The organism is Streptomyces sp. NPDC052721 (assembly GCF_040678315.1).
GTDB lineage: Bacteria > Actinomycetota > Actinomycetes > Streptomycetales > Streptomycetaceae > Streptomyces.
This window is the reverse complement of record NZ_JBFATL010000033.1, coordinates 88,228-99,368: the sequence shown is the minus strand read 5'-3', so window position 1 is coordinate 99,368 and position 11,141 is coordinate 88,228. Positions and strand designations below refer to the sequence as shown.

The 11,141-nt window shown below is 73.3% G+C and carries 7 protein-coding genes; 5 read left to right on the top strand and 2 right to left on the bottom strand.

The genetic code is table 11. The annotated features are described in order from the left end of the window. From AB0L21_RS27870 to AB0L21_RS27850, 5 genes are all read left to right on the top strand, one after another. Window positions 1–4,002 (top strand): thioester reductase domain-containing protein (locus AB0L21_RS27870; protein ID WP_365787118.1); only part of this gene is annotated, 4,002 nt, incomplete at its 5' end. 99 nt (window positions 4,003–4,101) lie between these two features. After that, on the top strand, window positions 4,102–4,857 hold the full coding sequence (locus tag AB0L21_RS27865) for an alpha/beta fold hydrolase (protein ID WP_365787116.1): 756 nt from the start codon (window positions 4,102–4,104) through the stop codon (window positions 4,855–4,857). 124 nt (window positions 4,858–4,981) lie between these two features. After that, window positions 4,982–5,545: a dihydrofolate reductase family protein gene (locus AB0L21_RS27860; RefSeq protein WP_365706331.1), complete on the top strand. Its 564-nt coding sequence runs from the start codon at window positions 4,982–4,984 to the stop codon at window positions 5,543–5,545. A 563-nt stretch (window positions 5,546–6,108) separates the two neighbouring features. After that, complete coding sequence (locus AB0L21_RS27855) at window positions 6,109–7,173, top strand: biotin/lipoate A/B protein ligase family protein (RefSeq protein WP_365787114.1); 1,065 nt, start codon at window positions 6,109–6,111, stop codon at window positions 7,171–7,173. A 217-nt stretch (window positions 7,174–7,390) separates the two neighbouring features. Beyond that, window positions 7,391–8,059, top strand: coding sequence for a hypothetical protein (locus AB0L21_RS27850; protein WP_365787112.1), 669 nt, complete (start codon window positions 7,391–7,393; stop codon window positions 8,057–8,059). 409 nt (window positions 8,060–8,468) lie between these two features. Here the strand turns inward: AB0L21_RS27850 and AB0L21_RS27845 are convergent, their stop codons facing one another. Next, window positions 8,469–9,992, bottom strand: a complete 1,524-nt coding sequence (locus tag AB0L21_RS27845; RefSeq protein ID WP_365787110.1) for an NCS1 family nucleobase:cation symporter-1 — start codon at window positions 9,990–9,992, stop codon at window positions 8,469–8,471. Window positions 9,993–10,115: 123 nt separating this feature from the next. Next, a complete protein-coding gene (locus AB0L21_RS27840; RefSeq protein WP_365706322.1) occupies window positions 10,116–11,135 on the bottom strand; it encodes a TIGR03842 family LLM class F420-dependent oxidoreductase in 1,020 nt (339 codons plus the stop codon). Between the last annotated feature and the right edge of the window lie 6 nt (window positions 11,136–11,141).

The following is an 11,141-nucleotide window of genomic DNA, read 5'->3' as shown; positions in this document are numbered from 1 at the left end:
CTGGAGATCGGCCCCGACGCCGTCCTCACCGCCCTGACACAGGACACCCTCGAAGACGCCACCGCCATCCCCCTCCTGCGCCGCGACCACGACGAAAGCCGGAGCCTCGTCCGGGCCGTCGGCGCGCTGCACACCCACGGCGTCCGAGTGGACTGGGTGGCCTTCTTCGCCGGTACCGGCGCCCGCCGCACCGAGGCGCCCCTGCCCACCTACGCCTTCCAGCACGAGCGTTACTGGATCAAGCCCGTCGCCGGTGCCGTGGATGCCGCCGGCCTCGGTGTCCGGTCGGGCGGACACCCGCTCTTCGGCGCCCAGGTGGAACACGCGGACGGCCGGGGCGCGCTGTTCACCGGCCGCGTCTCGGTGCGCAGCCACCCGTGGCTGACCCGCTACGCCCTCCTCGGAGCGACCGCACTGCCGCCGGAGGCGCTGGTGGACGCCCTCGTGCGCGCCGGTGACGAACTCGGCACGGGCGCCGTGGAGTCACTGGTCCTGGACATGCCGCCGACGCTGCCCGAGGACGGCCGGCTCCAGCTCCAGCTGTCCGTCGAGGAACCGGACGCGAACCTGGCGCGGGCCTTCACCCTGCACGCCCGCCCCGACGGCGGCGACCTGCCGTGGACGGTGTACGCGCGGGGACGGCTGGGCCACGGCACCGCGAGGGCGCCGTTCCGCCCGGCCGCGTGGCCGCCCCCCGAGGCCGCCGCGCTCGCCCTCACGGACACGGACACGGCCCAGGGCGTCACCGCCGCCTGGCGGCTCGGCGACGAGGTGTTCGCCGACGTCGTCCTCGACGAGGCGCTGCACGGCGAGGCCGCCGACTTCGGCCTGCACCCGGCGCTGCTGCGCTCGGCCCTGTACGCCGGAGGGCTCACCGGCCCGCACGCGGAACGCGACGAGGAGACGCTCGCCGTCGAGTGGAGCGGTTTTCAGCTGTACGCCACCGGGGCCACCGCCCTGCGCGCCCATCTCGTCCGGACGGGCGAGCACACCGTCGCCGTGCGTCTCGCCGACCGCTCCGGCCAGCCCGTGGCCTTCGCTCGGGCCGTCACCAGCCGCACGGTGGACGCCGGCCGGGTGCGCGACGCCGTGTCCCGGGACGCCGACGCGTTGTTCCGCGTGCACTGGCGGGCCACGCCGCTGCCCGCGCCGCTGACCGCACCGGCCCTCGCCGTCGTCGGCGAGGACTTCGACCGCCTCGCCGACGCCCCCGCCGGTGCGGGAGCCGACCGCCTCACCCTGGCCGAGGCGACCAGGCGGGCCGAACGCGGCCAAGCCGACGCGGTCGTGGTGTTCAGGCCCGCCGTCGACCCGCAGGGCGCGGACGTCGTGGCCGCCGTGCGCGCGCACACCCACGCCACCCTCCGCCTCGTCCAGCGGTGGCTGGCCGACGAGCGGCCCGGTGCCGTGCCGCTGGTCGTGGTGACCCGGGGCGGTGTGGCCACCGGAGCCGAGACGTTCCTCGACCCGGCCGGCTCGGCCGACTGGGGTCTGCTGCGCTCGGCGCAGTCGGAGGCCCCGGACCGGATCGTCCTCGTGGACGCCGACACGGACGACCCCGACGCCCTCGTGGGCCCCCTGTCCGCGGTGGTCGCCTCCGGAGCCGGCCAGGCCGCGATCCGCGACGGCCGCGTCCTGCTGCCGAGCGTGCTCCGCGCCCCCCGCGCCGGAAACGACGGCGCCCGCCCCTGGAACCCCGAGGGCACGGTCCTGATCACCGGTGGCACCGGCAGCCTCGGCGCCCTGTTCGCCCGCCACCTGGCGCGCGAGCACGGGGTGCGGCATCTGCTGCTGGTCAGTCGCCGGGGCCCCGCCGCGCCGGGCGCCGAGGAGCTGCGGGCGGAGCTGGCCGCGCTGGGTGCCACGGCGACCGTCGTCGCCGCCGACATCGCCGACCGCGCCGCACTGGCCGCCGTCCTCGGCGCCGTGCCCGCCGAGCACCCGCTGACCGGCGTCCTGCACCTGGCCGGTGTCATCGACGACGGACTGGTCACCGACCTCACCCCAGAGCGCCTCGACGCCGTGTTCGCGCCGAAGGCCGACGCGGCCTGGCACCTGCACGAACTGACCGAGGAGCTGGACCTGTCCGCCTTCGTCCTGTTCTCCTCCATCGCGGGAGTCATCGGCGGCGGCGGCCAGGCCAACTACGCGGCGGCCAACGCCTTCCTGGACGGGCTCGCCGCCCTGCGCGCCGCCCGGGGCCTGCCCGCCACCTCGGTGGCCTGGGGGCTGTGGGCCCAGGACTCCGGCATCACCAGCGACCTCGACGAGGCCGACATCGCCCGCATCACCCGCGCCGGGTTCGGAATCATCTCCCCGCAGCAGGGCCCCCGGCTGCTGGACGCCGCCCTCGCCCTGCCCCTGGCCGCCCCCGTCGTCACCCCGCTGGACCTCGCCGCGATGCGGGAGCGCCCCGCGCAGGTGCCGCCGCTGCTCACCTCCTTGGTGCGCAGGCCGGTGCGGCGCGCCGCCAACAACTCCGAGCGCACGGCGGGCGACCTGGCACGGCGCCTGACCACGGCCGACGAACGCGAACAGCTCGCCCTCGTCCTGGACGTGGTGCTCGCCGCCACGGCGGCGGTCCTCGGCCACGGCAACCCGTCGTCCGTCGCCGTCGAACAGGCCTTCACCGGGCTCGGATTCGACTCGCTCACCGCGGTGGAACTGCGCAATCGCCTCGCCGCGGAGCTGGACCTGCGCCTGCCCGGCACCCTGGTCTTCGACCACCCCACCCCGCGGGCCCTGGCGGAGTTCCTGCGGACCGCCCTGGTGGACGGTGCGGGCGGCGGCACGGGCGCGGCCCCCGACCAGGGGGAGGACTACGCGGCGGAGATCCGCCTGGACGAGGCGATCCGGCCCGCCGCCGAGGTCGTACGCCGGGTGGACGACCCGGCGCACGTCTTCCTGACCGGTGCCACCGGCTTCCTCGGCGCGTTCCTGCTGCGCGACCTGTCGCGTTCCACCCGCGGCACCCTGCACTGCCTTGTCCGCGCGCGCGACGCGGCCGACGGCCTGCGGCGGCTGCGGGAGAACCTGCGGTACTACCGCGTCTGGGACGAGGTGGATCCCGCCCGGATCAAGGTGGTCGTCGGTGACCTCGCCGAGCCCAGGTTCGGCCTGAGCGAGGAGGAGTTCGACGACCTGGCCCGCACCGTCGACGTCGTCTACCACGGCGGCGCCCAGGTGCACTGGCTGCACCCGTTCGGCACGCTGAAGGCGGCCAACGTGGGCGGCACGCAGGAGGTCCTGCGGCTCGCGGCACGGCACCGCACCGTACCGGTGCACCACCTGTCCACCATCGGGGTCTTCGCGGGCGAGCGTGCGGGGGGCCGGCCGCTGGGGGTGGACGACCCCACCGGCCCCCCCGAGGCACTGCCCAGCGGCTACCTGCGCAGCAAGTGGGTCGCCGAGCAGGTCATCGGCATCGCCCGCGACCGGGGTCTGCCGGTGTCCGTCTACCGCGTGGACGTCCTCTCGGGCGACGGGGTCAACGGCGCCTGCCAGACCCGTGACTTCGTCTGGCTGAGCCTGCGCGGACTGATCCAGGCCGGAGCCGTCCCGGCCGGCCTGGACGCCGCGGTCCCGCTCACGCCCGTGGACTACGTCAGCTCCGCGGTGGTCGCCCTGTCACTGTCGGGTCGGAGCGGCCCGGGCACCTTCCACCTCTACAACCAGAGCCACATGACCTTCGCCGAGTTCGTCACCGAGCTGCGGGCCCGGGGTCACGTCCTGGAGGAGCTGGACTGGGACTCCTGGAGTGCCCTCGTGAAGTCGGACTCCGACAATGTGATGCTTCCGCTGCTGGAGGCGTTCGAGATGCTGGCGAAGGGCAACGGAACGTTCTACCCGCCGGTCGACTCGAGCCTGGCCGAAAAGGCGCTGAAGGACACCGGGATCGAGTGCCCGGAGATGACGGTCGACCTGTTCCGGCGGTACGTCACCTTCTTCACGGAGGCCGGCTTCTTCCCGCCGGTGGAGGCGGACGCACACCTCTCCGCCTGACCCCGAGCCATCTCCCCCAGCCGTTCGCGACGACAAGCGGCTGCCCGTCTCGCCCGGACCGGCCGGGCGGGGCGCGGCAGCCGCTGGATTGGAACCGACATGTCCGTAGTGGAGAGCCGCTGGTTTCGGCGGTTCGCGAGCTCCGAGGGCAGCAAGCTCCAGCTCGTCTGTTTCCCGCACGCGGGCGGCGCGGCCAGCGCCTACCTGGGCCTGACCCGGGCCCTGGCGCCCGACATCGACGTCGTGGCCGTCCAGTACCCGGGGCGTCAGGACCGCCGGCTGGAGCCCGCGCTGACCTCCCTCACCCATCTGGCGCGTGCCGTCGCCGAGGAACTGGCCCGAGCCCCGCGGCGCCCGTACGCGTTCTTCGGCCACAGCATGGGCGCGGTCGTCGCCTATGAAACGGCCCGTGCGCTCACCGAGTTCGACCTGGCCACCCCGCTGCGTCTGATCCTCTCCGGGCGGGGCGCCCCGAGCGTGGAGCCCCGGGCCGGCGACCGCCTGGAGGGCGACGCGCCCCTGATCGCCGAGATCCGCCGCCTGGGCGGCACGGGCAGCCGGGTCCTGGACGACCCGGAGCTGCTGGAGATGGTGATGCCCACCCTCCGCGCCGACTACGGGGCCCTCGGGCGCTACCGCTGGCTGCCGGGGCCGCCCCTCGACATCCCCCTGACCGTCATGGTCGGCACCGCCGACCCGATCGTCACGGTCGACGACGCCCGCGGCTGGCTCGCCCACTCCACGCGCCCGGGTGACCTCCTCACCTTCGACGGCGGCCACTTCTACCTCGACACCCAGCTCCCGTCGGTGGCGCGAGCGGTGCGCACGCTCCTCGCACACGCCACGCCGGTGTGAACGGGCCCCGCCCGACGGAAAACGGGAGGCAGGACGGCCGCTTGCAGGGGATCCGGCGCGCCGCGATGAGTCCTGCGGCGTCCGGCGGTCGTACTGTCGAACCCGTTACCGAGGAGGACTCCTGATGCGCAGCGTGACCTATTCGATGAGCGTCTCACTTGACGGCTACATCGTCGGGCCGGACGGCGACTTCGACTGGTCGGGGCCCGACGAGGAGGTCTTTCGCTTCTGGATCGACGAGATTCGAGACGTCGGCGTCCACCTGTTGGGACGACGGCTGTACGAGACGATGCTGTACTGGGAGACCGCCGACCAGGATCCCTCGCTCGACGACGCCATGCTCGAGTGGGCCGCGCTCTGGAAGCCGCTCCCGAAGGTGGTGTTCTCGACCACGCTGTCGGCGGTGCAGGGCAATGCCCGCCTGGCCTCCGGCGGCCTGGCGGAGGAGATCGAGCGGTTGCGGGCCGAGCCGGGGGAGGGCGACATCGCGATCGGCGGCGCGACTCTCGCCGCCGAGGCGGCCACGTCGGGTCTGGTCGACGAGTACCGGGCCGTGGTCTACCCGGTGCTGGTCGGCGGCGGCATTCCGTTCTTTCCCCGACGGGAGCGCCGGGTGGATCTCGAACTCGTCGAGACGCGCACCTTCAGCTCGAAAGTCGTCTACCTCCGCTACCGCGTGGCGCGTTAGCCGGCTCGTCCGCCGGGCCCTGGGAAGAACGGGCCGGTCAGGCGGCGCGGGTGATGTCGCCGACTCGGCCTCGGCTGAGGGGGACACGGTGGGCGGCCGGCCGGTCTGAGCGGGGGTGTGCGTCGCCCTGGACGCCGGTGCGGCACCGCGCCGAGGCACCGCCGGGGAGGCGCGGGTGGTCGGTGGCGGCCCGCCGGCTGGGGAGCCGCGCCCCGGTCCACCTCCTCGAAGAGGGTCGCCGCCCGTGCGGCGGTATCCTTGGCCCAGCCGCCGGTGCCGGGCAGCGCCAGGACGACGCCGGCGAGGCCGACCAGCAACGCGCTGGGCCGCCGGCGAGCGCACGGGACCGGCCGAGGTCAACGCCCTCGCGCCGCGAGTGCCACGGCCGGCCTTCCCGCACGCCATCCCCTCGGCGGTCCGCGCTGGCCGTGGCCCTGGCCTGTGCCGGTCCGTCGCGTGGACGGCTGCCTCTCCCGGGTGATCGTACGGACGTGACCGGCGGCCGGGGAACACCACGCCCGGCCCCCGCGTTGATCTCGTGCGGGAGGAACGGAGGCCAGGCAGTGCACGGTGAGTACAAGGTTCCGGGCGGCAAGCTCGTCGTCGTGGACGTGGACGTCGAGGACGGCGTGCTGCGGCACGTGCGCGTGGCGGGTGACTTCTTCCTGGAGCCGGACGAGGCGCTGGAGGCGGTGAACCGCGCGCTGGAGGGCGCCCCGGCGGACACGGACGCGGCGGGGCTGGCCGCGCGGATCGATGCGGCGCTGCCGGCGGGGACGGTGATGTACGGGCTGACGTCGGAGGGCGTCGGCATCGCGGTGCGCCGCGCGCTCGCGCACGCCACGGACTGGACGGACTACGACTGGCAGCTGATCCACGAGGCCCCGCAGCCGCCCGCCCTGCACATGGCGCTGGACGAGGTGCTGACCGCCGAGGTGGCCGCGGGCCGGCGGCCACCGACGCTGCGGGTGTGGGAGTGGGGCGCCCCGGCGGTGATCATCGGCAGCTTCCAGTCGCTGCGCAACGAGGTGGACCCGCAGGGCGCCGCGCGGCACGGCATCGAGGTGGTGCGGCGGATCTCCGGCGGCGGCGCGATGTTCGTGGAGCCCGGCAACACGATCACCTACTCGCTGTCGGTGCCCGAGTCCCTCGTCCAGGGCTTGTCCTTCCAGGACAGCTACGCCTATCTGGACGACTGGGTGCTGGGCGCCCTCGGCGACATGGGGATCCGGGCCTGGTACCAGCCGCTGAACGACATCGCGACCGACCAGGGCAAGATCGCGGGCGCGGCGCAGAAGCGGATCGTCGGACCCGGCGGCGGCCCGGGCGCCGTCCTGCATCACGTGACCATGTCGTACGACATCGACGCGGACAAGATGGTCGAGGTGCTGCGGATCGGGCGGGAGAAGCTGTCCGACAAGGGGACCAGGAGCGCGAAGAAGCGGGTCGACCCGCTGCGGCGGCAGACGGGGTTGCCGCGCGAGGCCGTGATCGACCGGATGATCGCTTCCTTCCGCGCGCGCTACGGCCTGGCGCAGGGCAAGGTCACCGACGAGGAGCTGGCCCGGGCGGTGGAGCTGGCGCGCACCAAGTTCTCGTCGCCGGAGTGGACGGCGAGAGTGCCGTAGCCGTACCCGCGCCGGACCGGCTGCCGTCGGCGGCTGGGGGCGTTCACGGTCGGCTGGGGTGCATAACGGGCAGAGCGGTACGTCGTGCACGCGCGGCCGTGACCGGGCGGGTACGCAGCGAGTTGGCACTTCCGCCCCACAGGGAGTCGTGTGACACTGTCGTCCCCGTCCACCATGCGGACCCCTTCCGCACCCCCTCCCCCACGAGAAGTGCGCTGTGCGTTCCCTTCCTCTGCCGCTCGCCCTCACCGCGCGTCTGACGCCGGTCGCGGTGCTCGCCTGTGCCGGCTGGGCGCTGACGTCCGGCCCGGCCGCGCCGCCGGCCTCCGCCGGGCACCCGGCGGCCCAGAAGACGCCCGCCGGGTCCTCCGCCGCCGCCCCGTCGTCCACCACGGCGGCGAAGACGTACACCACCGCGCCCGCTCCCTGCTCCGCCGTGCCCGCCGGCACCGTCAAGTCCCTGGTGCCCGGGGCGAAGACGGCCGGCAAGGAGATCCCGTCCACGGACACCGAAGTGCGCCGCACCTGCTCCTGGAACGCGCTCCAGGGCTACGACTACCGCTGGCTCGACGTGTCGTTCGAGATCAGCGAGTCGGACCAGGAGGCGAAGGAGGAGTACGGACAGCGGGTCGCCGAGAAGAGCGGTGGCGGGGTGGTGCCGGGGCTCGGGGACAGCGCCTACTCCGTCGTGAACCTCACCACGGAGGACGGTCAGCAGACCCGTGAGGGCGTGGTGTTGGTCCGTGCCGCCAACGCCCTCGTCGTCGTCACCTACAACGGAAGCGACTTCGAGAGCAAGAAGGCCCCCGGGACGGACGAGATCAACAAGGGGGCCATCAAGGCGGCGAAGTCCGCGGTGGCCGCGCTGGGCGGCGGCCGGGGCTGAGCCCCTGCGCCGGTGGTCAGGCCGCGGGTCCGTGTCCGTGGGTGCCTCCTCGATGCCGCGGACCACGAAGCCGACCCGGGGGCCGAGTTCGACGCGGTCGCCGTCGCGCAGGCGGACGGCCCGGTCCGGCACCAGGACACGGTCGTTGACGCGCGTGCCGTTGGTGGCGCCCTGCGCGACCTTGCCGGACAACGCCCGGCTCCCGGCCGGTTTCCGCCCGGTCCGCCGTGGCACGGGAGGGCTGAAGTCGGCGTGCTGGGGTTGCCGGTGAAGCCGGGGCGCACCGAGGACGGAGTGCTGCTGGTCAGGACGGACACCGGTGAGGTCGCGGTGCGGATGGCCCGGGCGGAGGCCGTGACCGCGGTCGACGACTGCCCGGGCGCCGCGCCTCCTGATGACGCCGGTCCGCTCAGCCGCCGGCGCGCCGTCCCGAGGCCAGGGTGAGGGTCAGGTACAGCACCAGGGAGGTGCCGAGGCCCACCGCCCAGCCGTAGTCCGCGAGGGGCGCCAGGGCGGGGATCGGGCGGCCGTCGGTCAGGGGTTTGAGGCTCGCCCCGCCGATCGCGAGGACGCCGCCCGCCAGGAACGCGACGACCGCCCGCCAGTTCCAGCCGCGCGCGTACCAGTACCGGCCGCCCGGGCGGTACAGGTCGCCGAGGTCCAGGCGGGTGCGGCGCAGCAGCCAGTAGTCGGCGACGAGGATGCCGGCGACCGTGCCGAGCAGGCCGCCGACCAGGCCGAGCCAGGTGAAGATGTAGCCCTGCGGGTCGGAGTACAGCTTCCACGGGAAGATCAGCACGGCGAGGACGGCGGTGATCAGGGCGCCGGTGCGGAAACTCACCTTCCTGGGCGCCACGTTGGAGAAGTCGAAGGCCGGGGAGACCAGGTTGGCGGCGATGTTCACGGACAGCGTGGCGACCAGGACGGTCACGAGCGCGTACAGCAGGCCGGCCACGTTGTCCGTCTTCGCGGCGAGCTGCACCGGGTCCCAGACCGGTTCGCCGTACACGGCCTGCGAGCCCGAGGTGACCAGCACGGACAGGAACGCGAACAGGGTCATCGTGGTCGGCAGGCCGAGTGCCTGGCCCCAGGTCTGCGCGCGCTGGCTCCTGCCGTAGCGGGTGAAGTCGGGGATGTTCAGCGACAGCGTCGACCAGAAGCCGATCATGCCCATGAGGGAGGGCCAGAACAGCTTCCAGAAGTCGCCGCCCCAGCCGAGCTTGGACGGCTGGTCGAACAGTGGCCCGACGCCCCCGGCCTTGTCGCTCATCCACCACAGCATCACGAACGCGCCGACGAGGACGAACGGCGCGGCCCAGTTCTCGAAGCGGCGGATGGTCTCCATGCCGCGATGGATGATGGCCACCTGGATCGCCCAGAAGATCGCGAAGGACAGCCACATGGTCCAGGCGTAGCCGCCGATGTGCGCGGCGTTCTTCCAGGTGTCGCCGATGAGCTTCCCGGCGAGGAAGTAGATCGCCTCGCCGCCGATCCAGGTCTGGATGCCGAACCAGCCGCACGCCACCAACGCCCGTACGACGGCGGGCAGGTTGGCGCCGCGCACGCCGAAGGAGGCGCGGGCGAAGACCGGGAAGGGGATGCCGTACTTGGGGCCCGCGTGCCCGGTCAGCAGCATCGGCACGAGCACGATCAGGTTGGCGAGGGCGATGGTGAACACCGCCTGTTTCCAGTCCATGCCCACCGCGATCAGCCCGGAGGCGAGGGTCCAGGAGGCGGTGTTGTGGGCCATGCCGACCCACAGGGCGGAGAAGTTGTACGTCGTCCAGGTGCGCCCGGCCACGGGGACCGGGAGCAGGTCCTGGTTGGCGTAGGGGCCGCTGGGCGGTGGTGTGCCGGGGGCGAGTTCCACGCGCCCGTCGGGGAGGGTGACCTGGCCGGATATCGGTACGGCCGTGGGAGCGGTGTCGGTCATGGGCTGGCCAATCGGGGAGAGACGGATCGGGCATGGCCGTGCGGGCACCAGCCCCCTCCCCCGGGACGGCGGGGAGGGGAGACCAAGAGGGGCGTGGGGGGACTCGGCGAGCGTGGACGGGGGTCAGGAGTTGACGGCGGGGATGACGTGGTGGCCGTAGGCCTCGATCGTGGCTTCCTGCGCGTCGTGCATGTCGTACACCGCGAACTGGTCGACGCCGAGGGCGCGCAGCGCGGTCAGTTTCTCGATGTGCTTCCCGACCGGGCCGATGACGCAGAACCGGTCGACGATCTCGTCGGGCACGAACGCGGTGTCCGGGTTGCCGCTGCGCCCGTGGTGGGCGTAGTCGTAGCCCTGCCGGGCCTTGATGTAGTCGGTGAGTTCCCCGGGGACCTGCGCGGAGTGCTCGCCGTACCTGGTGACGAGGTCGGCGACGTGGTTGCCGACCATGCCGCCGAACCAGCGGCACTGGTCGCGGGCGTGCGCCAGGGCTTCGGGCGAGTCGTCCTCCGTGACGTAGGCGGGCGCGGCGACGCAGATCGTCACCTCCGACGGGTCACGGCCGGCCGCGACCGCCGCGTCCTTGACGGCCTTCACCATGTACTCGGTCAGGTACAGGTCGGCGAGCTGGAGGATGAACCCGTCGGCCTCCTCGCCGGTCATCTTCAGCGCTTTCGGTCCGTACGCGGCCATCCAGACCGGGAGTTCGGCACCCTCCTTGATCCACGGGAACCGGATCTTCGTGCCGCCGAGGTCGGCCTCCTCGCCCCGGCCGAGGGCACGGATGACCTTCATGGCCTCGCTGATCCGGGCGAGCGTGTTGGGTTTGCGGCCCGCGACACGCATCGCGGAGTCGCCGCGGCCGATGCCGCAGACGGTGCGGTTGCCGAACATGTCGTTGAGGGTGGCGAAGGTGGAGGCGGTGACCTCCCAGGTGCGGGTACCCGGGTTGGTGACCATCGGGCCGACCTTGAGCTTCTGTGTGTTCGCGAGGATCTGGCTGTAGATCACGAACGGTTCCTGCCACAGCACGGCGGAGTCGAAGGTCCAGCCGTAGCGGAAGCCGTTGCGTTCGGCCCGTTTCATCAGGCTGATGACCCGGGATGCGGGCGGGTCGGTCTGGAGGACGAGTCCGAAGTCCATGGGCGC

What these genes read in the sequence shown, in the direction of transcription:
- AB0L21_RS27840 (WP_365706322.1), bottom strand. Translation starts at nt 11,135, where the DNA reads ATGGACTTCGGACTCGTCCTCCAGACCGACCCGCCCGCATCCCGGGTC.
- AB0L21_RS27865 (WP_365787116.1), top strand. Translation starts at nt 4,102, where the DNA reads ATGTCCGTAGTGGAGAGCCGCTGGTTTCGGCGGTTCGCGAGCTCCGAG.
- AB0L21_RS27860 (WP_365706331.1), top strand. Translation starts at nt 4,982, where the DNA reads ATGCGCAGCGTGACCTATTCGATGAGCGTCTCACTTGACGGCTACATC.
- AB0L21_RS27845 (WP_365787110.1), bottom strand. Translation starts at nt 9,992, where the DNA reads ATGACCGACACCGCTCCCACGGCCGTACCGATATCCGGCCAGGTCACC.